The sequence below is a fragment of the Actinomadura opuntiae genome (assembly GCF_030283205.1).
Lineage (GTDB): Bacteria > Actinomycetota > Actinomycetes > Streptosporangiales > Streptosporangiaceae > Spirillospora.
In genome coordinates this window covers 209,510-230,307 of record NZ_JASNWF010000005.1, presented here as the reverse complement: position 1 = coordinate 230,307, position 20,798 = coordinate 209,510, and the positions used below count along the sequence as shown (strand labels likewise).

The following is a 20,798-nucleotide window of genomic DNA, read 5'->3' as shown; positions in this document are numbered from 1 at the left end:
GCCGCTGGTCAGGACAGTCGGCGGAGCCGGTAGAAGCAGAGGCCGGTGAGGCCGAGGGTGAGGAGGGCGTAGAGGCCCGCCTCGCACCACTGGAGAGGCCAGAAGCGACCGGGCGGCTGGTAGGTCATCGCCTGCCGGTAGCCGAGCCGGTTGATCTCGGCCGTGCAGGCATCGCGGGTCGGTGCGCCCCCGGACGGCGCGCACGCTCCGGAGGTCAGCGAGACCTTGACGTCGCCGACGGTGCGTCCGGACGCGTCGATGGTGCGCTGCGACAGGATCCACGCGCCGGTCTCGGGCGGCTTGATCCGCAGGCGCACCGAGCCGTCGGCGGTGTCGGCCATGAGCGATTTCAGGTTCGCGCCGGTGATCGCGGTGGTGGTGCGGGTGGGCGGCAGCAGATGGGGCCTGACCAGGAGCGGCACCGCGACCTGGACGGCTGCGAACACGGCCAGGGTCAGGACCATCGCGGGCACCGTCCGGCGGACGAGCATCCCGACCACCACGCCGAGGACGAACGCGAAGGCGGCGTAGCCGACGGGGACGATGTACCGCGCGCCGAACACCAGGGGCGACAGGCGCGGCAGCTCGTCCGCCGCGCTCCTGTCGATGGGGGCCGACCACCAGGTGATCGCCGCGCTGCCCAGCGCGGCGACGGCGGTGGTGGCCAGCCCGACGAGCGCGAGCTTGACGGCGAGCCAGCGGGTGCGCGTGACGCTCTGGTTCCACACCAGCCGGTAGGTGCCGCTCTCCAGTTCGCGGCTGATCAGGGGCGCTCCCCAGAACAGCCCGACCAGGCCGGGCAGCAGCAGCACGACGGCGATGAGCGCGAGGAAGACCGTCTGGTGGTCGTCGAAGAACTGCCCGGTGAACGTCGAGCAGTCGCGTGCGGCCGTGCAGGCGGACCGTCCGGAGGCGTAGTCGTCGGCGAGGCCGGGACCGGTGGCGGCCAGGACGGCCGCCAGCGCGGCGAGCGCGGCGAAGCCCGCCGCCGCCTGGGTACGGAACTGGCGCAGCGTCAACCAGATCATCGCTGGACCTCCAGGGCCGGCCGGGCGCCCGCGTCGCCATCGGGGTTCAGGTAGGCGAGGACGAGGTCTTCGAGGCCGAGGCCGCTGACCGTCCAGGCCGGGTCGTGGATCGGGCCGCGGGACCGGACGATGAGGGTCGTCTGGCGGCCGGTGTGGCTCGCCGAGACGACGTGCTGGTCACCGGGCAGCCGGACCGGGTCGCGGCGCGGGCCGGTGAGGCGGTGGTGGGAGGCCAGCAGCTCGTCGACCTCGCCCGCGATCCGGACCTGGGACGCCACCAGCACGACCAGGTGGTCGCAGGCCCGTTCCAGGTCGGAGACCAGGTGGGAGGAGAGCACGACGCCGAGCCCGTGCTCGGCGACGGCCTCCATCAGGCCCCGCAGGAAGTCGCGGCGGGCGAGCGGGTCGAGCGCGGCGACCGGCTCGTCCAGGATCAGCAGCTCGGGGCGCTTGGCGATGCCGAGGGTGAGGGCGAGCTGGGCGCGCTGGCCGCCCGACAGCCGCCCGGCCCGTTGCGCGGGGTCCAGGCCGAGCCGCTTGATCCGCTCGCGCGCCAGGGCGTCGTCCCATCCGGGGTTGAGGCGGGCGCCCAGGCGCAGGTGCTCCTCGACGCTCAGCCCCGCGTAGACGGGGGTGTCCTGGGCGACGAAACCGACCTTGGCGAGCTGCTCGGGCCCGGTGCCCGGACGGCCGCCGCACACCTCGATCGTGCCCGAGGTCGGGGCGAGCATCCCGGCGGCCAGGTTCAGCAGCGTGCTCTTGCCGGCGCCGTTGGGGCCGACCAGGCCGACCACGCGCCCGGCGGGGATGTCCAGGGTGCAGTCCGACAGCGCCCGGCGGCGCCCGTAGGTCTTGGTGAGCGCGCGGGCGCGCAGGGCGGCGGTCACGCGGTCTCCTCCTGTCCGGCGGCGCGGAACGTCGACATGAACAGGGCCTCGATGCTCTCGTCGTCCAGGCCGGCCCGGCGGGCCTTGGCCAGCCAGCGCCGCAGCTCGGTGCGCAGCGGGCCGTGCGCGGCCAGCGAGGTGTCGGCGAGGGTCGCCGTCACGAACGTGCCGACCCCGGGACGGGCGGCGACCAGGCCCTCGTGCTCCAGCTCGCGGTAGGCCTTCAGCACCGTGTTGGGGTTGATCGCCAGCTGCGCCACGACCTCCTTGACCGTGGGAAGCCGGTCGCGCTCCTTCAGCAGCCCGAGCCGCAGCGCGTGCCGGACCTGCCGGACGAGCTGCTGGTACGGCGGCAGCCCCGAGCCCGGATCCAGATGGAACTCGATCACCATTCCTCCATTTAACTAGTTGCCTAGTACTTTAGAGGTGTGGTGCAGCGCCCTGTCAATCCCGCAGGCACGAAGCTCAGCTGGACAGCCGATCCAGCCATTCCGCCAGTAGCTGCTGTTCACCGGGGCTGAGGGCGTCCTGGTCGGGCAGCGAGGCGCGCAGGGCGCGGGCGGCTCCGGCCGGTCCCACCTACCACCGCCACGTCGCACGCACCGCGACCTCGCTGGCGTCCAGGGCCTGAGCGAGGTCGCGGTGCTTGCCGTCGCGGCGGGGTCAGGGGTGCTCCGGGGCCCGGCGGGGCATCAGGGCGACGAGCGGGATGCTGAGGACGACCAGGCCCAGGACGACGATCAGGCTGATCTCCATGGCGTGGCCGAGTCCCGAGTCCGCGCCATGGAAGAAGATCGAGGTGACCGCGGCCGATCCCAGGCCGGAGGCGAGCTGCTGTATCGAGCTCAGCGAGCCGCTGGCGCTGCCGGCCTCGTCGGGGGTGATGTCGCCCATCGCGACGTCGAAGATCGCGCTGGAGCAGCAGCCGAGCCCGAGACCGATCACGAAGAACGCCGGGGTGAGCGTCCACACGCCGAGGCCGGTGCCCGAGGCGACGACCAGGCCGAGGACCCAGCCGCAGCCGGCCAGCACGATGGCCAGCCCGACGAAGATCAGGGTGCGGCCCAGCTTGGCGAGCAGGCCGCCCATGGCGGCGAACGCGGAGCCGATGATGCCCACGGTCAGCGGCAGCAGCGCCAGCGCCGCGCCGCGCGGCGAGGCGTGCAGGCCCTCCTGAAGGAACAGCGACAGCACGTAGAGCAGGCCGATCGTGGCGGCGAAGATCGCGAGCCCGACGAGCATGCCGGAGGTGAAGCCTCGGTTGCGCAGCAGCGACGGCTTGAGCAGCGGGTCGGCGGCGGTCGTCTGGCGGTGGGCGAACGCGGCGAAGAACGCCACGCCGGCGGCGATCGAGGCGATCGGGACCGTGGTCCAGCCGTTCGTGGAGCCCTCGATCAGGCCGTACAGCAGGCCGAACATCGCGCCGGCGAGCAGGCCCGAGCCCCAGCCGTCGACGACCGCGGAGCGGTCGCCGTCGTCGTGGGGGAGGATCCTGGCGGCCACCGCCAGGCCGATCACGCCCAGCACCACGTTGATCAGGAAGATCGGGCGCCAGGACAGGCCGAACAGGTCGGCGCTGATGATGAACCCGGCCAGTACCGGGCCGCCGATGGTGGCCGTTCCCAGCAGCGGGCCGAACAGGCCGAACGCCTTGGTCAGCATCTCCGGCGAGAACGTCCTGGTCATGATCGCCATGCCCTGGGGGATCAGCAGGGCGCCGAAGGCCCCCTGCGCCACCCGGGCCGCGATCAGCAATGCCGGGTCGGGGGACAGGCCCGCCACCGCCGAGGCGACCGTGAAGCCGGCCATCCCGACGAGGAAGAGCCTGCGCTGGCCGTACTTGTCGCCCAGCCGGCCGCCGACCATGAGCAGCACGCCCATGGCGAGCATGTACGCCGTGCCCAGCCATTTGATCAGGCCCTGGCCGCCATGCAGTTCCGTGGCGATGGTGGGCGCGGCGATGTTGGTGACGGTCGCGTCGATCACGTCCAGGGCGTCGGCGAGCAGCACCAGCGCCAGGATCGCCCACATCAGCCGGGAGGACCTCGGACGGGCCGTCGTCGTCACGGGCGTCGTCATGGTCGTCATCGCGGCACCCGCTTCATGGTCGTCAGGTTCATGTCCTGGTTCCCTGCTCTTCAGGACCGGCCCCTCGTGGGCGGCCTCACACCACTGCTACGAACACCGCCGCCCCGATCCGACACCGCCTCACAACTTTTTTGTTGGAGTCGTCGGCGCCGCCGTCGTACCGCAGGTCAGGAGACGTCCTTTGCCTTCGGAGCCCGGACGAAGCGAGACCCGTCGCCGGCGCGACGGGTCTCGGAGGAATCGGCAGGGCGGTCCGGGGGCGGCGCCGCCGCTGCGGGCGCGGGATGTAGATCGGGAGTTGCGGGCGCTATCGCAGTTGGTCGCGGCGGCGGGTCAGGTAGGCGGTCTCGGCGGTGTTGCCCGCCAGTTCGATGGCCTTGTCGTAGGCCGCGCGTGACTCCCGGCTCTGGCCCAGCCGGCGCAGCAGGTCGGCGCGGGTGGCGTGGTAGGCGTGGTAGTCCGCCAGCTTGTCGTGGAGACGGTCGACGGCTGCCAGCGCCACCTGCGGGCCGTCGAGTTCGGCGACCGCGATGGCCCGGTTGAGGGCGATGATCGGCGAGGGGTCGAGGCGGACGAGCTGGTCGTAGAGGGCGAGGATCTGCGACCAGTCGGTGTCGCGCGCGTCGCGGGCGGAGGTGTGCACGGCGTTGATCGCGGCGAGGATCTGGTAGCGGCCCGGAGCCGTCCCGGCGGCGGCAGCGGCCAGGCGCTCGCGCACCAGCCGGTGGCCTTCGGCGATCAGCGCCGCGTCCCAGGCCCCGCGGTCCTGCTCGACGAGCGTGACCAGCTCGCCGCCGGACGAGACGCGGGCGGTGCGGCGGGCCTCGGTGAGCAGCATCAGCGCCAGCAGCCCGGCCACCTCGCCGTCGTCCGGCAGGAGGGCGCGGATCAGGCGGGTGAGCCGGATCGCCTCGGCGGTCAGGTCGTGCCGGAGGGGATCGGTGTCGGGGCCGGTCGCCAGGTAGCCCTCGTTGAACACCAGGTACAGGACGGCGAGCACGCCGGACACGCGCGCCGGCAGATCCTCGGCGGACGGCACGCGGTAGGGGATGCGGGCCGCCTTGATCTTGGCCTTGGCGCGGGTGATCCGCTGACCCATGGCGCTCTCGGCCACCAGGAAGGCGCGGGAGATCTCCGGCACGGTCAGCCCGCCGACCATCCGCAGCGTCAGCGCCACCCGGGTGTCCATCGCCAGTGCCGGATGGCAGCAGGTGAAGATCAGCCGGAGCCGGTCGTCGTCGATGGCGCCGACGGGCTCGGGCGGGGCGTCGTCGTACACCGTCTGAGCCTCCTTGTGCTTGTCGTCGCGCTTGTTCTCGCGCCGGATCCGGTCGATGGCCTTGCGGTTGGCGGTGGTGGTCAGCCAGGCGCCGGGGTTCGGCGGCACGCCGTCGGCCGGCCACCGCTCGACGGCGGTCGCGAACGCCTCGGCGGCCGCCTCCTCGGCGATGTCGAGGTCACCGAAGCGCCTGGTCAGGGACGCGACCACCCGGGCCCACTCCTCGCGATGGGTCCGGATGACCGCCTCGCGGGCGTCGACGTCGCTCACAGGAACGGTCGCACCTCGATCTTCCGATCGCAGACCTTCGACGCCTCGGTGGCGAGCTTGAGCGCCACGTCCAGATCGGGGGCCTCCCACACCCAGACGCCGGCGAGGTACTCCTTGGACTCCACGAAGGGCCCGTCGCTGAACACCGCCTGCTCGCCCCGGTTGTCGACGACCGTGGCGGCGCCGGTGTCGGCGAGCCCGCCCGCGAAGACCCAGTGGCCCTCGGCCATCAGCCGTTCGTTGAACTCGCTGATGGCGGGCTCCCTGTCGGTGCGGCCGGGATTGCTCTTGTCGTCGATCACGGAAACCAGGTACCGCATCTGAAGATCATCTCCTGTGGTGTCGGGACAGCGTGGTCCGGTGGTCGGGGACGTCAGGCCGCCGGCGCGTACTGCGGGCGCCCGGCCGGCCGGTAGACGTGGATCGCCACGCCCTTGGAGTCGACGCGCGACTCGACCAGGTCGAGCGCGAGATCCCGGCCCGCGTCGGGGAACAGCCGCGCGCCCTGGCCGACGACCACCGGGACGGTGATCAGGACCATCTCGTCGACCAGATCGTTCTCCAGCAGCCATCGGGTCAGGATGCCACTGCCGTGCACCTGGAGCTCGCCGTCCGGCCGGGCCTTCAGCTCTCGGACGGCGGCCGCGACATCTCCGGACAGAACGGTCGTGCCCGACCATCCCGGATCGGTGAGCGTGCTCGACGCCACGTACTTGGGCCGTGCGTTCAGCGCTTCCACGACGCCCTCCCAGCCAGGCGCGTCCTGGACGGTCATGGTCCCCCACGAGCCGGCGAACAGCTCGTAGGTCCGCCGGCCGAACAGGAACGCGTCGGCGCGCCGGTAGGTCTGGTTGATGAACGCCACGGTCTCGCCGTCGCCCTTCCTCCGGGCCCACCCGCCGCGCTGGAACCCGTTCCTGCGGTCCTCGTCCGACGCGTGGCCGTTTCCCTGCATCACTCCGTCGATGGTGACCTGAGTGACGGTCGTCAGCTTCATGATCGCGGTCCCTCTGCTTCGGCGCCGCCCACTGGCAGGCGGCCTCACCTCCGCTACGAACACCCCGGCCCCGATCCGACACCGCCGCCCCAGATTCTTTTGAGAATTTTCCGGGACGCCGGCTGCTGCCCCTACCCCGGCGCCTGCCCGCACCGTCCGGGCCGTCCACGACTCGTGAGCTATCGGGCGGGTGTGTCGGCCGATGGGGCGAGGCCGGTGAATGCGAGGTCGACGATGGCGTTGACGTGCTCGGCGTCGGCTATGCGCGGGGTGAGCAGCCGGCGGTAGTAGGCGGCGCCATAGAGCAGTTCGGTGACGAGGACCGGGTCGGCGTCGGAACGGACCTGTCCCTCGCGCTGCGCCGTTCTTATGCGTTCGGCGGCGGCGCCCGCCAGGTGACCGATGAAGGTGTCCCACAGGGCCCGGTGGAGGTCGGGGTCGTGCTGGGCTTCGCCGATCAGCGCGCGGTAATGCGGAAAGACGCCCGGGTCGCCGAGGATGCGGGAGGCCGCCGCCATCTGCGTCTTGATATCGGCGACGAAGTCACCGGTATCAGGGAAGGACGCGTCCATTTTCCAAGTGGACAGCAGGCCGTCCAACAGCACCGCGGCCTTGGACGGCCACCAGCGGTAGATCGTGTTCTTGCCGACGCCGGCGCGGGCGGCGATGCCCTCGATGCTCAGTTTGCGGTACCCGACCTCCTGGCACAGGTCCATGGCGGCCTTGATGACGGCGTTGGCGGCCTCTTCGCTGCGGCGCTCGGGACGTCTAGGTGACATGCGGACAGCATAGCCCTCAGGCGGCACGGAACGTTCCGTATTGACTGGGCGGTCGGCGGGGTGCATGCTGAGGCGGCACGGAACGATCCGTGCCGCCAGCGAGGGACGAGCCCCATGAAAGTTGAGTTCACCCACGACATCACCTGTGTCTGGTCGGCGCTCGGCTACGCCCGCTTCCGGCGGGCCGCCGAGGAGCACCGGGCGGCCGGCGGCGAACTGGAGGTCGTCTTCAGGCCGTACCGGCCCGCGGTCTCGTCGCCGAGTCGTGGCCATCTCCAGCTCGACCCCGCCGCGCGGGCCGAGCAGATCGCACGGGCAGCGGCGGCGGACGGCCTGGTGGTGAACCTCGGCCGGATCGTCCCCGCCCCTACCGCCCGCGCCCACAGGCTCATCGCGCTGGCGGCCGCGCACGGCACCGCCGAGGACATGGCCGCCCGCCTGTACCGCGCCTACTTCACCGAAGGGCTGGACATCGCCGACGCCGACGTGCTGCGGGGCCTGGCGTCCACGATCGGCGTCCGGTGGGGCAGCGGGATGGACGGCGAGCGGCTCCGCGTGGAATCTGCGCAGCCCGTCCGCGCGTCCGGCCCACAAGTGCCGGTCTTCCGGTTCCCGGACGGAACCGTCCTGGTCGGAGCCGTGTCCCTCGCCGCGCTGCGGAGCGAGCTGAGGCGCGCCGACTCAACGCGCCGCCTTTGCTGGCCAGCACCCGACCGCGCGCCCACCGCAGAACCAGCGCTCTGACCGCCGCCACGCTCCAAGACGAGAGCAGACCCGGTGCCGGCGCCATGTACGCTGGACAGGCCCACGGCGAGACCGGCCATGGCGGCCACGGGGGCCCGGTCTCGTGGGGGATGGCGGCGCGGACGACCCTGCATTGCCTGACCGGTTGCGCCATCGGCGAGGTGCTCGGAATGGTGATCGGGACGGCCTTCGGCTGGTCGAACGCGGCCACGATCGTCGCGGCGGTCGTCCTGGCCTTCGTGTTCGGGTACGCGTTGACGATGCGCGGCGTCCTCAAGGCCGGGCTGTCGGTGCGGGCGGCGTTCGGTGTGGCGCTGGCCGCCGACACGGTGTCGATCCTGGCCATGGAGATCCTGGACAACGCGACCGTGATGGTGATCCCCGGAGCGAGGCCACCGCCCGAGACGTCCTGTTCCCGCCATGAGTCGGTTCTCCTGCACAATGTGGAGAGGACGGAGGTGGCCGTGTGGCCGGATTGGCTGGATCGCTCGAGCGCTCCATCATGGACGTGCTCTGGGCGGCGCCCGGCCCCCTGCGGGTCCGTGAGCTGCTGACCAGGCTGAACGAGAACGCCGACAAGGCGCTCGCCTACAACACCGTGCAGACGGTGGCCGAACGCCTGGCGCAGAAGGGGCTGCTGCAGCGCACGCCGGACGGTCTGGCCTTCCGCTACAGCCCCACCAGGCCCCGCGAGGAGTACGCGGTCGAGCTGATGCTCGACGTGCTCACCGACGCCCCCGACCACGGCGCGATCCTGGCGAGGTTCGCCGAGAGCGTCCCGCCCGAGGACGCCCGGCACCTGCTGGACGTCCTGCGCCGGCGGACCTCCGGTGACAAGACCTGAGGCCGGACCGCATGCTCTTCTCGGTGCTCGCGCTGATCGCGTCGGCGGTCCTGCTGGGCTTCCTCGCCGGGCCGGTGCTCGACCGGCTGCGCCGGCCGGCCGTCGGCCCGGGGACCGCCATCGCCTGCTGGGTTGCGGCCCTGGCGGGAACCTTCATCGCCAACACGGCCGTCCTGGTGGTGGCGCTCATCTCGCCGCCGGGGCCCGGACACGGCCTTTTGGAATGGTTGCGCGACTGCCTGCCCCACCACGGGTATCTGGCCGTCATCATGGCGGCGGCCGCGACTCTCGTCCTGATGACGGCCTGCTGCTCACGGCTGGCGCGGAGCCTTCCGCGGCTCGGCCGTGCCGTGCGCCACCGCCGCCGGCATCGGGAGATGCTGCGCCTGGTCGCCCGGGAGCACAGCCGGCACGCCGACGTCCTGGTGCTCGATCACCCCGTCCCCGTGGCGTACTCCCTTCCCGCGCGCCAGCGCTCGATCGTGGTGAGCACGGGCGCCCAGGAATCGCTCACTGAAGCGGAGCTCGGCGCGGTTCTGGCGCATGAGCGCGCCCACCTGCGCCAGCGTCACCACGCGCTGCTGCTCATGCTCGACCTCGTCCATGCGCTGCTGCCGTGGCTGCCGACGGTCCGGCGCGCGAAGTCGAGGCTGCCGATCCTGCTGGAGATGGCCGCAGACGACGCCGCGGCGAGCGCCTACGGCAGGCGGACGCTGGTGGACGCCTTGTGCCGGCTCTCCGCCGCCCCCGGAGTGGCGGGCGCGCTGGGCGCGGCGGGGGAGTCCGGGCCGGCTGCGCTGGTCGAGCGGGTGCTGCGCCTGGAGGGTTCCGGACCGGTGAAGGCGTCTCGTTCCGCTCGGGTCGCGGCCTGCGCCTTCGCGGCGGCGGCCATCGCAGCGCCGCTCCTCGTGGGTGCCGTGGCGATCGCGGAGCTGTCCACCACCTGCTGAGCGGCTTGTCGGGCTATTGCGTGAAATGTGTGACTTGAGTGGCGCATGAGCGCGCTATCTCCTACGCTCCGTAGGAGGTCATGGTGACGCGCCCCCGCCGGGGGCCGCCGATGGCCGCGCCGAATCCCGCGGACGCCGTCCCGGGAACCGGGGACCCGATCTTCAGGGGTGAATCCGTCCGGCCAGGACGGTAGGGCGACTCCGGCCCGAACCCGTCAGCTGACCCGGTAGGCGGTACTGGAGAGGACGACGCATGCAGCGACGAGCTGCCGGTATCTTGACGTCAGCGCGCCGCCGGATCATCACGAGCACAGCTTGGGCGGCCTCGGTCGTGCTGTCCGTCGGGCTGCTGGCGCCGGCGCCCGCCGAGGCGAAGCCCAAGCCGTCGCGCAAGGAGCTGACGGCCCAGCAGAAGAAGCTCGCCGATGAGGCCGAGAAGCTCAGCGAGCAGTACAACGGGCTGCGGGAACGCCTGCGGCAGGCCCAGAAGGCCGCCTCGGTCGCCAAGGCCAGCGCCGACCGTCAGAAGAAGACGCTGGACGAGGCGCGCGACCGGATGGCGAAGCTCGCCGCGGACGCCTACAAGAACGGCCCGGTCGACCCCGCGATCAGCTTCGTCTCGGCCGGCGATCCGCAGGCCGTGCTCGACCGGTCGGCCGCGCTCAACTACTTCGCCAGCCAGGACAACACGCGCATCGTCCAGCTGCTACAGACCATGCAGGGCGCCGAGCGCGCCCGGAAGGCCGCCGAGGCCCGCGCGAGCCAGGTCCGGCGGCTGACCGACGAGGCGAAGAAGAAGCGCCAGGAACTGCAGACCAAGCTCAAGAAGGTCGAGCGTCAGCTCGGGACCTACACCAGCACCGGCTCACGTCCCGGCTCCATCCCCAACGTCAGCTCCGGAGGCGCTTCGGCCAAGGCGATGGGAGCCGTCAAGGCCGCGCTGAGCCAGCTGGGCGTCCCCTACTCCTGGGGCGGCGGAACCGCGTCCGGCCCGAGCTACGGCACCGCCCAGGGCGCCAACATCAAGGGCTTCGACTGCTCCGGCCTGACCCTCTACGCCTACGCGCAGGTCGGCATCGGCCTCGGCCACTACACCGGCAGCCAGTACAGCGCCGGGACCCACGTGAGCCAGAGCCAGCTCAAGCCCGGTGACCTGGTCTTCTTCTACAGCGACCTGCACCACATGGGCATGTACATCGGCAACGGCAAGATGGTCCACGCCCCGCAGACCGGCGACGTCGTCAAGATCGCTCCGATCGCCGGCCGCCCGTTCGCCGGAGGAGTCCGCGTCGCCTGACCGCCGCGATCAGTCGGTGTCCTGCGGCCGCACCACCTTGAGCGCCGTCCGAAGGGCCTCCCTCTCCTCCGGCGACAGGTCCGACAGGAAGTGCACGAGGGCGGCGGCCTGGTTGTTGCTGGTCGCCAGCGCTTCCCGGCGCGCGTAGGACCACATCCGGTTCATGATCGCGGCTTCCAGGTCACCGAAGCGCGCCATGATCCACCAAGCCTTCCGAGATTCCGCGAGCCGGGCAGCTCGTACTACCGCCGATAGTAGTTGCCGGGCAGGCGCCTACACCGACGGAGGACGCCGGCCCGGATCACGGTTCTGGTCGTGGAAGCCGACGCTCCGTGTACCGGTCGGTCACGGCCTTCCGCGTGCCGGAGCGGGCGGAGCCCGATGGCCCCGCCCGCTCCCCTCTGCGCTACTACTTCTTGAGCATGCTCCGCATCTTCGCGATCTCCGCGGACTGCGACGACACGATCCCCGCGGCCATGCTCTTGGCCTCGGAGGACTGGCCGGCGGACTGCTCGGTCTTGGCCATGGCCACGGCGCCCTCGTGATGCTTGATCATCATTCCCAGGAACGCCTTGTCGAAGGCCGCGCCCTTGGCCGCCTCCAGCCCCTTCATGTCCTTTTCGCTCATCATCCCGTCCATGCCGTGCTGCATGCCGTCCATGCCGCTCATGCCGGGGGAGGGGGCCGAGGCGCCCCAGCCCTTCAGCCAGCCGGACAGCCGCTGGATCTCGGGAGTCTGCGCCTTCTTGATGTCCGCGGCGAGGCTCTTCACCTCGGGCGAGGCCGCGCGGGCGGCCGCGAGATCGGCCATCTCGATCGCCTGCCGGTGGTGCGGGATCATCATCTGCGCGAACATCACGTCCTGGTCGTTGTGCCGGGCCGCCTGACCGCCGCCGGTGGACGGCGATGCGCTCGAGGACATCGAGTGCCCGGCCATCGAGTCGCCGGAGTCGTCGCCGCCTCCGCATGCCGCGAGGGAGACGGCCAGCGCGGCCGGTACGGCGACGAGCGCCAGTGCACGCTTCATGGTGATGGAACCTTTCGTGTTGAGGTCTGTGTCATTGCAGGTCGTGGCGCCGCGTAGGCGTCGGCGACCTGTCACAGCCTCAGCACGGACAGGTAGTGGAGGGACGGCCTTGGCGGCGGCCGTCCGACCGGAAGGACGTGCATTCTGGCGAGCGCGAACGCGAGCGCGGCCACTGCCGGCGCCGAACGCCGGAACAGGACGCTGACGAGCCCGAGCAGCAGGAGCATCGCCAGGAACGCCAGGCAGACCTGCCCGCCAGGATGGTCCTGATGGTGATCATCCGGCTGGTTCGTGCCGGGCGGGTGGTGCGGCGCCATCGAATGCGAGGGTGCGGCGTCGTGGACGGTAGCCGCCGACGTCAGCGGCAGGCCGGTCATCTGGCTCGGGTTCGGGGAGGCTTGCAGCCCGTGCATCGCCAGCACGCCGAGAAGCAGGAGCAGGGCGAAGGACAGCAGGAACAACCGTCCCGGCCGGAACCGCCGGGACGGCACGAGGCGCCGCACCCTTCTTCTCACCATGGCCTGCCTACCCCAAGGTCGCCGACCGTTCCTCGGGCTCCCGGTTGTGAGTCCCAGGGAATGAGGGACGGCCGGCGACCGGCTTGGACGTGGCCCCTACCGTCGCCCGGCCATGGTGCGGCCGGCGGCGTCGGACCAGATCGGTGCCAGTTCGGCGTGCAACGTGTCCCAGAAAGCCAGCTCCTTGTCCTCTTGGAGAGTCGAGACCCTGCTCCAGAACTCGCGCTCCTCGGCCTCGGCGGCGACCGCGGCGGAGATCGCCGGCATGAGGGCGGTCCCGGCCTCGGCGGCGTCCAGGTCGGCGGGCGTGAGGTCGGCGGGCAGCGCGACCGGCCTCTTGTGGTGCCTGCCGCGCCTGCGCACGCGGACGGGAGCCTCGGTCGGGACTCTGGCGGCCATCGCCTTCCCGGTCGTCAGGGCGGCGGTCCCGCACACCGCGACGGCCAGAAGCCCGCCCAGCAGCGCCTCGGGCTGGACGACCTGATGATCTCCAGCCGCCTTCGGAGCGGTGTGCTGGGAGGTGACGGCGTCGCCGGGCCGGGGCCCTTCGGCCGCGTTGGCCGCGGTCACGGGCGCCGCGTGCTTGGCGACGTAGGTCTTCTCGCCGCCCCCGGTAATGGTGTCGGGAAGCGACTTGCCGGCGACCTTCACCTTGCCGGGGTATCCGTAGCCGACGACGTCGCCGAGGTCGCGGGTCTGCCGCTTGAGGTAGACGCCGTCGGTGTTGGCCTCGATCGTGTGGAGCTTGGAGCCCTTGACGCTCTCCACCAGCCCGACATGCTCGATGGAGCCGATGTCCTTGGAGCCGGACCAGGAGAAGAAGACCAGCGCGCCCGGCTCGGGCTTGGTTCCCCAGGCGTCGTGCTTCTCGAACCACGTGGCGTGGTCGACGGTGGAGGCGAACTCGCCCACCCAGTCCTGGACGCCGAGCTCGGCGGCGGCCCAGGTGAGGAACATGTCGCACCACGGGGCGGTGGAGTAGTAGCCGTCACCGTCCTCGTAGGTCTTGCCGTACCAGCTGCCGTACTTGGTATAGCCGCCCGCTTTCTCGCGGTAGCCGAGCTCCTTCTCGGCCACGTCGAGCAGCTTCGCACCTACGGGATCCATCGGTTCTCCTTGACTCCGCCTGCCGGGTTAGCTGACGGGTTCGGGCCAGGAGCAGCCCTACCGCGCGTGGCGGATTCACCCCAGGAACCTGGGTCCCCGGCTCCCTCGGTGCTGGCACTGGCGCGCCGCGCGGGATTCGGCGGTCGGGGCAACGGCACGATACGGCGGACACCGTCACCTCCGACGCGTCGTAGGAGATGATAGGCGATCCTGGACGCAGCCCGGCATCGAGGCTGCGAAAGGAGAAACAGACGCATCATCCGCCGTGGCCGGCTTCTCTCCGGGGCTTCGGTCGCGCCGGTCTTCTTGCGTCATGCGTTCGGGGGGAAGTGCCTGGTGGTGACGGCGGCTGCGGCGAGGAGCGCGGCCATGACCGTCGCGGCGCACGTCACGGCGAACGCGGCGGACGGGCCGTGCGCGCCGGCCAGCCGGCCCGCGAGGACGGTGCCGATCGCCTGCGGGACGATGATCCCGGCCACCAGGACGGACATCGCCTCCCCCATGCGGCTGCGGGGCACCGTCCGTTCGGCGAGGCCGAACAGGGTGACGACGTACGGGGCGATCGGCAGCCCGATCAGCGCCATCGCCAGGGTGAGGCCGGGCATGCCGTGCACCGCGAGCAGCGGCACCGTCGCCGCGACCAGGCCGAGAGCGGTCAGTTTGAGCCGCGCTGTGAGGTCGATCCGTCCCGGGAAGACCGTCACGGCCAGGCCTGCCGCCGCGCTCACCCCGCCCATCAGCCCGTACAGCAGCCCGGCCCCCTCCGGGTGCCCGAGTTGCTCGGTCAACGCGGCCAGCCCGATCTGCACCGACCCGTAGAAGACGCCCTGTGCGGCCATCCCGGCGCACAAGATCACCAGCCCGCCCGACAGCAGCGGCGTCCGGTCGCGGGTGAGGCCCCCGCCCGCCCTCCCCGACGCCACTGGACGGCCGGCGGGATGCAGCGCGAACGGGACGCCGCACCCGGCGACCAGCACGGCCGCCAGCAGCATCCCCGCCGCCGGATCGACGAGCGCGGCCAGCACGCCCGCGATCGCCGGTCCCACGGTGAAGGAGATCTCGTCGAGAGTGCCGTCCCCCGACAGCGCGGCCGCGACCAGCCGCCGCTCGTCGCGATGCCCGCGGATCAGCGTGAGCCACCGCGTCCGCGACAGCGGCCCGATCTGCGGCGTCACGGCCCCCGCGCATCCGGCGCACGCGGCCTGGACGGCGAGCGGCCGGTCCGACAGCGCGGCGGCGACGAGCAGGACGATGGCCACCGCATTGAGCACCGAGGCGATGGAGACGACGAGACGCTGCCCCCGCCGGTCGGACAGCCGGCCGACCACGGGACCGCCCACCGCCTGGCCCAGCGCGAGCACGCCCGACACCGTCCCCGCCGCCGTGACGCTGCCGCTGTTCTCGCTGACCAGCATCAGGGTGCCGATCGGGCAGATCGCGGCGGGGAGCCGTCCCAGCACCGACAACACGGGCAACCGGACACCCGAAAGCGCCAGCAGATCACCGAAGCGCGTCCCGAAGACCACGAACCCCTCCGCCGCCGGTGGGGAACCGACGTCACCCGTCCGGCCCGGAGCCCGGACCGACGCAATTCACCGAATCACCGCCTCGCCGAACGCCAATTCGGAATGATCAACACGGTATAAAGCGCACGCGAGCATCGGCAATTGTTGCAACCGCAGATATCTCAGGTCCTTATCGGAAAGCGAGTAGGAGCATCCTCCAAGCGCTGCCGGTGGCGGCCGGCCGATGAGTTTCCGCCTGCGGCAAGGTCTACCGGACATGATGACAACGAGAGTGTTGAGCGTGTCGGTGCCCGTGGCCGACCAGGACGCCGCGTTGAAGTTCTACACCGAGGTGCTGGGGTGTGAGCTTCGCACTGACATGGAGGTCTGGCCGGGGGCGCGGATGGTCGAGGTCGTCCCGCCGGGGTCGAGCGTCTCCCTGCTGTTGCTGCCACCCGACAGCCAGATTCCGGTCGCGATCCGATTGGGCACCTCCGATGCCCAGCAGGCCCACGTCAAGATCGGTGAAAGCGGTGCGACCCTGCACAACGACGAAGTGGTCCGGATGCAGGGCGTGCCGCCGATGTTCTCCTTCGCCGACCCCGACGGCAACGGCCTCGTCTACATCGAGGACGCCGACGAAAGCCAAGGGCGCTGAGCCCGGCAACGCGAAAGGAGCAGGACATGGCAGAGCCCCGGCCCTTGGACATCACCTTCACCGCTCAGCTGGGAAAGGTTCGCCCAGGGGACACCTGGATCTGCGTCCAACTGCCGGGCTCGGCGGAGATCTTTCACACCCGCGGCCTGGTCAAGGTGGCCGGCACCGTCGATGGGCAGGCCTTCACCGGGGCTTTCATGGCCCTGGGAGACGGTACGCACAAACTCCCGGTCGCCGCGTCCATCCGCAAGGCCATCGGCAAGAACGAGGGCGATGAGGTCGAAGTCCATCTCACCGAAAGGTTGAACTGACACCGCCTCGGGTCATTTCGCCAGGCGGGTGCCGCGGCGCCAGATGGTGCGGGTGTTGAGGGTGTCGCTGATGTCGCTGGTCGGGTCGCCGTCGACCAGCAGGAGGTCGGCGCGGAGCCCCTCGGCGACGCGGCCCCGGTCGCTGAGGCGGAAGCGGCGGGCCGTGGTCGCCGTGGCCGCTCGCAAGGCTCGCGAGGGGGTGAGGCCGGCGGCCACGAGGTACTGCAGTTCGTGGTGCAGGCTCGCTCCGTGCGCCAGACCCCCGAAGAACGTCTCGGGCATGGAGACGTCGGTGCCGGCCAGCACGTCGACACCGGCGGCGTCCAGGGCGCGCACGGTGTCGTACACGTCGTCGAGCTTGCCCTGCGGGTAGCGGTTGTAGCTGGAGCGCAGGGTCTTGTCCCACTTGTCGTCGAGGCGGGCGGCGACCCGGGGGTCGTCGGCGAGTGCGCTGCCGGTGATCCCCATCATCGAGGCGTTGAGGCTGATGCAGGGAATGACGAACATGCCCGCGCCCTTGATGAGGTCGATGATCTCGGCGGTGTGCGGCTGGTCCATGAACACATGGGTGAGGCCGTCGACGCCCGCTTCGGCGGCCATCCTGGTGGCCTCCACGGTCAGCGCGTGGGCCACGGTGAGGGCACCGTACTTCTTGGCCTCCGCCACACCGGCGTTCACGGTGGCCTGGTCGAGCGACGGCAGCCCGGGATGTCCCTCCACGCTGCCGTCGTCGATCATGAACTTGATGAAGTCGGAACCCCGGGCGAGGAGCTGGGGGACGAAGGCGGCCGCCTCCTCCGGAGTGGTGGAGAACGGCATCAGGGGCATCACCGGCGGAAGGCCCCACTTCGGCCGGAATCCTTCGGGCATCAGCTCGCTCGGGTGACCGCCGGGCGGGGTGATGGCGAAGCCGGAGGAACGCACGTCGGCCACGGTGTCGTCGTCGGTGATGAGCCCCCGGTTCTCCCGGGTGTTCATTCCCTGCATCTCCAGCTCGGTCGTCACCCCGAACCGCAGGGCGAGCGCCAGGGAGCCTGGGGCGGAGTGGACGTGGGCGTCGATGAGCCCCGGCAGCAGCGTGGCGCCCCTGCCGTCGACCATCTCGGCGTCCGGGGGAGCATCGCCGCCGACCTGGACGATCCGTGCGCCGTCGATGACCACGGTCTGCACGCCGAGGGCCTTCTCCCCGTCGAAGACCCGGGCGTCGGTGATCGCGGTGAGTGTCATGGCAGTCCGCCTCGTTCCCTCGCTCGTGGCATTTACATACCTAATGCTATGTACTTGCATGCGGGTATGCAAATGGGCGGGTGCGGCCTACACTCAGGCGCATGAGCAGCGCGACCTCCTCTGAGCGGCCCCCCGACGACCTGGTGCTGGACCAGATCGGCCCGGCGCTGTCACGTCTGCGACGACGCGCACCGGCTTCGAGCAAGGACCTCTCCCGCAATCTCGTCCTCAACGTGATCGCCGATGCACCGGGCGAGACGACCGTCGGTGGCCTCGCTGCCGAGATGGGCGTCGCCCAGCCGGTGGCCAGCCGGACCGTCGCCGCCTGCATAGAGGAGGGGCTGCTGCGCCGTGCGGCGTCCCAGTCCGACGGACGCCGCACCGTGCTCGAACTCACCGAGCGCGGCGAGGCCGAACGCAAGCGCTTCGCCGCCGAACAGCGAAAAGCGTTCCAGGAGATCACCGCTGCCTGGTCGCCGGAGGAACAGATCCAGTTCGCGCGCCTCCTGGTCCGCTACGGCGCCGACGCCTCCGCATGGTCCAGGAAGCAGACCGCAAGACACGACTGAACAAGCCGAAAGCAGACCAAGCCCACCGCGCTCGTCATCCACCGATTGAGCTCGCGGCGTGACGTCTCTACGGAGTGACCGCGCCGGTTGTCACCGAGTTGCCTACCGGCACCGCGGAATTTGCGGTCGGCCACCTATCTGAAGATCTGGAATACAGGACACAGTTCGGGACATCGATTCTGCCTTCCACCCCCCCCGGAGAGCCGATGCATCCCGTCTCGTCCGCCGCCAGGAGAGCGCTCGTCGCCGCCTCGACGCTGCCTCTGGCCTCCGCATTCGCCGCCGCCGTGCTCGCCGCGCCCGCCCACGCCGCCGATCCGGCGCCGGGGTCCGTCCCGCCCGACCAGGACCCGTTCTACGCCGCGCCCGCGAACATCGGCACGTACGCGCCGGGCCAGGTCGTCGGCACCCGCAAGATCACGCCGAAGATCGCCGACCTGGACGGCAAGGCCGACGCGTGGCAGGTGTCCTACCGGAGCAACGACTCGCACATGGCGCCGCAACTGGACGTCACCAGCCTGATCGTCCCGAAGAAGGCGTGGACGGGGACGGGCGCCCGGCCGATCGTGTCGGTGCAGGCCCCCGAGGACTCCACCGGGACGCAGTGCAGCCCCTCCTACGGCCTGGCCTCCGGGGACGCCGTCGCCGGCATGGGCGCCCTGCTGTCCGGATCGATGCTCGACAAGGGCTGGGCGGTCGCCATGCCCGACCACGAAGGCCCCAAGTCGGTGTTCATGGCCGGCCCGCAGACCGCGTACGCCGTGCTCGACGGCATCCGCGCGGTGAAGAGCCTCACCAATATCTCCGGTCTCGGCAAGGACAATCCGTGGGCGCTGAACGGCTATTCCGGCGGCGCGCAGGCCACCGGTTGGGCCGCGCAGATGCAACCGTCCTACGCACCGGAGATAGAACTGAAGGGCGCCGCAATGGGCGGCACCCCGGCAGACCCGGAGGCGGTGGCGCGGTCCCTTGATGGCGGAGTTTTCTCGGGCTTCGAAGCCGCTGCCGCCACGAGCCTCGCGACCGAATACCCGGAGATGGACATCGGCCCGCTGATGAACGATGAGGGACGCAAAGCGCTTCAGGAAGCCAAGGGAAAGTGCCTGACGGATCTGCTGACCCGATTCGCGTTCAAGAAGCTGTCGCAGTACAGCACGGTGCCGGACCCGCTGTCCGTGCCGCGCGTCCAAGCCGTCCTGAAGGCCAACACAATGGGCGGTGCCGCGCCGAAGACGCCGGTCTTCAACTACCACGCGAACACCGACGAGATCGTCCCGGTCGGGCAGGCCGACAAACTCACCAAGGACTGGTGCGCCAAGGGCGCCACCGTGCAGACCGTCCGCGACTGGGTCGGCGAGCACGCCCTGGAGATGGTGACCAGGAACGGTGACGTCATGACCTTCCTGACGGACCGCTTCGCCGGCCAGCCCCCCAAGAACACCTGCTGAACCCCGGCCACCACCGCGGTGCGCGAAGCCTGCCACGGCCACCTGAAAGACGACGCCACCATCCGTGCCGGCCTCCACCACGCCAAAGCGGGAGCCGACACGTGATCTTCCGCGCCCGACAAGGACTTTGTAACCGCTGAGCAGGAAGGAAGAACGGCATCGGATCGCGTGAGGTTAGGCGGCAGGCCGCCGGGTATGCGCCGGTGACGGGTCAGGATGTTGCCCGGGGGAGGCGGCCGATCCCGGCCCGCAACCGTGGTCATCGACCGCATTCTGGCTCGGCGTTTCCGGGCAGTCCGGAGCGATCACGGTGCCATACCAGCAGGCAGGACGCAGACCCAGCTGATCACCAGAAGAAGGGCAGCACGATGGCGAGCGACGAGACCGGGCAGGTCACCGGAACCAAGGACAAGGACTACAACATCATCTGGTTCGCCGAGGCGTGCCTGAGTAACGCGCTGCGCCTGGAGACCTACATCGCCGACGCCGAACGCGACGGCGACCAGGAACTGGCCGACTTCTTCCGCCGCGCGCAAAACGAAAGCCGAAAGGGCGCCGAGCAGGCCAAGGGCCTTCTCCGGCAACGCCTGACCAGCTGAACCGGCAGGCCCACCGCCGGCCCTGACCACCTCCCGAAGACGACCGGCAGGGCCGGCATTCGCCCGTAAAAAGCGGCCTCTCAGCGCAGATCGTCCCGGTAACGCGGGGATGGGATGCACCCGCCATCGGGTTGAGCCGCACACGCGGTAAACCTGACGCCCGGCCAGGGCTGCACTCTGAACGTCATTCCATGCCGAGTTGTCCGCATGAAACCCCGTTCCCGTGCAGCCCCATGGCGCCGTGTGTGGCGGCGGAAATTCTAAGCTCGGGCCCGGCGGAACGGGAGGCGCGCTGCCGCATTCGGCGGCGCTGAGCCGGGAAGGACGGGTCCGCCGGTTTGATCGGTGAGCAGGGCGTGACTGGGTGTGGCCGGAATCGATGTTCCAGCGCTACCCAGCGGCGCGATACGTTGCCACTCGGGCGCTGAGAGGTCGGGATACGCCGGGTGGGCTGGGCGCGACGCATCAGACGGGGCGCAGCGCCGGCGGCTTTTCCATCGAAAGTACGCGGCTCTTCTCGACGCGTTTCTGGTAGGTCACCGCCGTGAGTGCCGCGGTAATGACCGCCGTGCCGACCTGTCTTCATCGCGATGGCGCCGGTCCGCTGTCGTTGCATCTGGCCGCCAGCGTCTGGCTGTCGGGCGTGACTGCATTGATTGGTTCGTC

The 20,798-nt window shown here is 70.7% G+C and carries 24 protein-coding genes and 2 riboswitches; of the genes, 10 read left to right on the top strand and 14 right to left on the bottom strand.

Annotation, left to right across the window (positions count from 1 at the left end; all coding sequences use genetic code 11):
* Window positions 1-8: 8 nt before the first annotated feature.
* From QP089_RS12350 to QP089_RS12315, 8 genes are all read right to left on the bottom strand, one after another.
* Complete coding sequence (locus QP089_RS12350) at window positions 9-1,028, bottom strand: ABC-2 membrane transporter-related protein (RefSeq protein ID WP_285911674.1); 1,020 nt, start codon at window positions 1,026-1,028, stop codon at window positions 9-11.
* On the bottom strand, window positions 1,025-1,915 hold the full coding sequence (locus tag QP089_RS12345; RefSeq protein WP_285911673.1) for an ABC transporter ATP-binding protein: 891 nt from the start codon (window positions 1,913-1,915) through the stop codon (window positions 1,025-1,027). Before QP089_RS12345 ends, QP089_RS12350 begins: the two co-directional genes overlap by 4 nt.
* Window positions 1,912-2,307 (bottom strand): GntR family transcriptional regulator, encoded by a 396-nt coding sequence (locus tag QP089_RS12340; protein WP_446474025.1) that lies wholly within the window; start codon window positions 2,305-2,307, stop codon window positions 1,912-1,914. Before QP089_RS12340 ends, QP089_RS12345 begins: the two co-directional genes overlap by 4 nt.
* A gap of 271 nt (window positions 2,308-2,578) precedes the next feature.
* Window positions 2,579-4,003, bottom strand: coding sequence for an MFS transporter (locus QP089_RS12335; protein WP_285911672.1), 1,425 nt, complete (start codon window positions 4,001-4,003; stop codon window positions 2,579-2,581).
* Window positions 4,004-4,310: 307 nt separating this feature from the next.
* Window positions 4,311-5,552 (bottom strand): RNA polymerase sigma factor, encoded by a 1,242-nt coding sequence (locus QP089_RS12330; RefSeq protein ID WP_285911671.1) that lies wholly within the window; start codon window positions 5,550-5,552, stop codon window positions 4,311-4,313.
* The gene (locus QP089_RS12325; RefSeq protein ID WP_285911670.1) at window positions 5,549-5,872 is read right to left on the bottom strand and encodes a YciI family protein; all 324 of its coding nucleotides are present in this window, start codon (window positions 5,870-5,872) and stop codon (window positions 5,549-5,551) included. The genes QP089_RS12330 and QP089_RS12325 overlap by 4 nt, the downstream gene beginning before the upstream one ends.
* Window positions 5,873-5,925: 53 nt before the next feature.
* Window positions 5,926-6,549 carry a dihydrofolate reductase family protein gene (locus QP089_RS12320; protein ID WP_285911669.1) on the bottom strand — a complete coding sequence of 208 codons (624 nt, stop codon included), beginning with the start codon at window positions 6,547-6,549 and terminating at the stop codon, window positions 5,926-5,928.
* Between the two features lie 179 nt (window positions 6,550-6,728).
* A complete protein-coding gene (locus QP089_RS12315; RefSeq protein ID WP_285911668.1) occupies window positions 6,729-7,328 on the bottom strand; it encodes a TetR/AcrR family transcriptional regulator in 600 nt (199 codons plus the stop codon).
* Between the two features lie 114 nt (window positions 7,329-7,442).
* On the opposite strand from QP089_RS12315, the gene QP089_RS12310 reads away from it, so the two are divergent.
* From QP089_RS12310 to QP089_RS12290, 5 genes are all read left to right on the top strand, one after another.
* Window positions 7,443-8,072 (top strand): DsbA family oxidoreductase, encoded by a 630-nt coding sequence (locus tag QP089_RS12310; protein WP_285911667.1) that lies wholly within the window; start codon window positions 7,443-7,445, stop codon window positions 8,070-8,072.
* Window positions 8,073-8,116: 44 nt separating this feature from the next.
* A complete protein-coding gene (locus QP089_RS12305) occupies window positions 8,117-8,626 on the top strand; it encodes a DUF4396 domain-containing protein (protein WP_285911666.1) in 510 nt (169 codons plus the stop codon).
* Window positions 8,575-8,916: a BlaI/MecI/CopY family transcriptional regulator gene (locus QP089_RS12300; RefSeq protein WP_285911665.1), complete on the top strand. Its 342-nt coding sequence runs from the start codon at window positions 8,575-8,577 to the stop codon at window positions 8,914-8,916. The genes QP089_RS12305 and QP089_RS12300 overlap by 52 nt, the downstream gene beginning before the upstream one ends.
* 11 nt (window positions 8,917-8,927) lie before the next feature.
* Window positions 8,928-9,866 (top strand): M56 family metallopeptidase, encoded by a 939-nt coding sequence (locus tag QP089_RS12295; protein ID WP_285911664.1) that lies wholly within the window; start codon window positions 8,928-8,930, stop codon window positions 9,864-9,866.
* 107 nt (window positions 9,867-9,973) lie between these two features.
* Window positions 9,974-10,116: riboswitch (cyclic di-AMP (ydaO/yuaA leader) on the top strand.
* A 27-nt stretch (window positions 10,117-10,143) separates the two neighbouring features.
* Window positions 10,144-11,163 carry an NlpC/P60 family protein gene (locus QP089_RS12290; RefSeq protein ID WP_285911663.1) on the top strand — a complete coding sequence of 340 codons (1,020 nt, stop codon included), beginning with the start codon at window positions 10,144-10,146 and terminating at the stop codon, window positions 11,161-11,163.
* Between the two features lie 9 nt (window positions 11,164-11,172).
* Here QP089_RS12290 and QP089_RS12285 read toward each other — a convergent pair whose 3' ends face one another.
* The 5 genes from QP089_RS12285 to QP089_RS12265 form a co-directional block, all read right to left on the bottom strand.
* Window positions 11,173-11,361, bottom strand: coding sequence for a hypothetical protein (locus QP089_RS12285; RefSeq protein WP_285911662.1), 189 nt, complete (start codon window positions 11,359-11,361; stop codon window positions 11,173-11,175).
* A 211-nt stretch (window positions 11,362-11,572) separates the two neighbouring features.
* A complete protein-coding gene (locus QP089_RS12280; protein WP_285911661.1) occupies window positions 11,573-12,190 on the bottom strand; it encodes a DUF305 domain-containing protein in 618 nt (205 codons plus the stop codon).
* A gap of 71 nt (window positions 12,191-12,261) precedes the next feature.
* The gene (locus QP089_RS12275; RefSeq protein ID WP_285911660.1) at window positions 12,262-12,708 is read right to left on the bottom strand and encodes a DUF6153 family protein; all 447 of its coding nucleotides are present in this window, start codon (window positions 12,706-12,708) and stop codon (window positions 12,262-12,264) included.
* Window positions 12,709-12,804: 96 nt separating this feature from the next.
* A complete protein-coding gene (locus QP089_RS12270; RefSeq protein ID WP_285911659.1) occupies window positions 12,805-13,815 on the bottom strand; it encodes a CHAP domain-containing protein in 1,011 nt (336 codons plus the stop codon).
* 1 nt (window position 13,816) lies between these two features.
* A riboswitch (cyclic di-AMP (ydaO/yuaA leader) is annotated at window positions 13,817-13,967 on the bottom strand.
* A 159-nt stretch (window positions 13,968-14,126) separates the two neighbouring features.
* On the bottom strand, window positions 14,127-15,341 hold the full coding sequence (locus QP089_RS12265; protein ID WP_285911658.1) for an MFS transporter: 1,215 nt from the start codon (window positions 15,339-15,341) through the stop codon (window positions 14,127-14,129).
* Between the two features lie 280 nt (window positions 15,342-15,621).
* Between QP089_RS12265 and QP089_RS12260 the strand changes: the two genes are divergently transcribed.
* Complete coding sequence (locus QP089_RS12260) at window positions 15,622-15,978, top strand: VOC family protein (RefSeq protein ID WP_285911657.1); 357 nt, start codon at window positions 15,622-15,624, stop codon at window positions 15,976-15,978.
* Between the two features lie 26 nt (window positions 15,979-16,004).
* Window positions 16,005-16,289 (top strand): DUF1905 domain-containing protein, encoded by a 285-nt coding sequence (locus tag QP089_RS12255; protein ID WP_285911656.1) that lies wholly within the window; start codon window positions 16,005-16,007, stop codon window positions 16,287-16,289.
* 12 nt (window positions 16,290-16,301) lie between these two features.
* Here QP089_RS12255 and QP089_RS12250 read toward each other — a convergent pair whose 3' ends face one another.
* Window positions 16,302-17,516, bottom strand: coding sequence for an amidohydrolase family protein (locus QP089_RS12250; protein ID WP_285911655.1), 1,215 nt, complete (start codon window positions 17,514-17,516; stop codon window positions 16,302-16,304).
* 101 nt (window positions 17,517-17,617) lie between these two features.
* Here QP089_RS12250 and QP089_RS12245 point away from each other — a divergent pair, with 101 nt between their 5' ends.
* From QP089_RS12245 to QP089_RS12235, 3 genes are all read left to right on the top strand, one after another.
* Entirely contained in the window at window positions 17,618-18,085 is a 468-nt protein-coding gene (locus tag QP089_RS12245; protein WP_285911654.1) for a MarR family winged helix-turn-helix transcriptional regulator, read from the top strand.
* A 74-nt stretch (window positions 18,086-18,159) separates the two neighbouring features.
* Window positions 18,160-19,533, top strand: coding sequence for a lipase family protein (locus QP089_RS12240; protein WP_285911653.1), 1,374 nt, complete (start codon window positions 18,160-18,162; stop codon window positions 19,531-19,533).
* Window positions 19,534-19,901: 368 nt separating this feature from the next.
* The gene (locus QP089_RS12235; protein WP_285911652.1) at window positions 19,902-20,132 is read left to right on the top strand and encodes a hypothetical protein; all 231 of its coding nucleotides are present in this window, start codon (window positions 19,902-19,904) and stop codon (window positions 20,130-20,132) included.
* Window positions 20,133-20,798: the final 666 nt, after the last annotated feature.

Bases quoted from the DNA above. Each gene is read 5' to 3' on its own strand.
- QP089_RS12350 (WP_285911674.1), bottom strand. From the start codon at position 1,028: ATGATCTGGTTGACGCTGCGCCAGTTCCGTACCCAGGCGGCGGCGGGC.
- QP089_RS12340 (WP_446474025.1), bottom strand. From the start codon at position 2,307: ATGGTGATCGAGTTCCATCTGGATCCGGGCTCGGGGCTGCCGCCGTAC.
- QP089_RS12335 (WP_285911672.1), bottom strand. From the start codon at position 4,003: ATGACGACCATGACGACGCCCGTGACGACGACGGCCCGTCCGAGGTCC.
- QP089_RS12325 (WP_285911670.1), bottom strand. From the start codon at position 5,872: ATGCGGTACCTGGTTTCCGTGATCGACGACAAGAGCAATCCCGGCCGC.
- QP089_RS12320 (WP_285911669.1), bottom strand. From the start codon at position 6,549: ATGAAGCTGACGACCGTCACTCAGGTCACCATCGACGGAGTGATGCAG.
- QP089_RS12315 (WP_285911668.1), bottom strand. From the start codon at position 7,328: ATGTCACCTAGACGTCCCGAGCGCCGCAGCGAAGAGGCCGCCAACGCC.
- QP089_RS12310 (WP_285911667.1), top strand. From the start codon at position 7,443: ATGAAAGTTGAGTTCACCCACGACATCACCTGTGTCTGGTCGGCGCTC.
- QP089_RS12305 (WP_285911666.1), top strand. From the start codon at position 8,117: ATGTACGCTGGACAGGCCCACGGCGAGACCGGCCATGGCGGCCACGGG.
- QP089_RS12300 (WP_285911665.1), top strand. From the start codon at position 8,575: ATGGACGTGCTCTGGGCGGCGCCCGGCCCCCTGCGGGTCCGTGAGCTG.
- QP089_RS12295 (WP_285911664.1), top strand. From the start codon at position 8,928: ATGCTCTTCTCGGTGCTCGCGCTGATCGCGTCGGCGGTCCTGCTGGGC.
- QP089_RS12285 (WP_285911662.1), bottom strand. From the start codon at position 11,361: ATGGCGCGCTTCGGTGACCTGGAAGCCGCGATCATGAACCGGATGTGG.
- QP089_RS12280 (WP_285911661.1), bottom strand. From the start codon at position 12,190: ATGAAGCGTGCACTGGCGCTCGTCGCCGTACCGGCCGCGCTGGCCGTC.
- QP089_RS12275 (WP_285911660.1), bottom strand. From the start codon at position 12,708: ATGGTGAGAAGAAGGGTGCGGCGCCTCGTGCCGTCCCGGCGGTTCCGG.
- QP089_RS12270 (WP_285911659.1), bottom strand. From the start codon at position 13,815: ATGGATCCCGTAGGTGCGAAGCTGCTCGACGTGGCCGAGAAGGAGCTC.
- QP089_RS12255 (WP_285911656.1), top strand. From the start codon at position 16,005: ATGGCAGAGCCCCGGCCCTTGGACATCACCTTCACCGCTCAGCTGGGA.
- QP089_RS12250 (WP_285911655.1), bottom strand. From the start codon at position 17,516: ATGACACTCACCGCGATCACCGACGCCCGGGTCTTCGACGGGGAGAAG.
- QP089_RS12245 (WP_285911654.1), top strand. From the start codon at position 17,618: ATGAGCAGCGCGACCTCCTCTGAGCGGCCCCCCGACGACCTGGTGCTG.
- QP089_RS12235 (WP_285911652.1), top strand. From the start codon at position 19,902: ATGGCGAGCGACGAGACCGGGCAGGTCACCGGAACCAAGGACAAGGAC.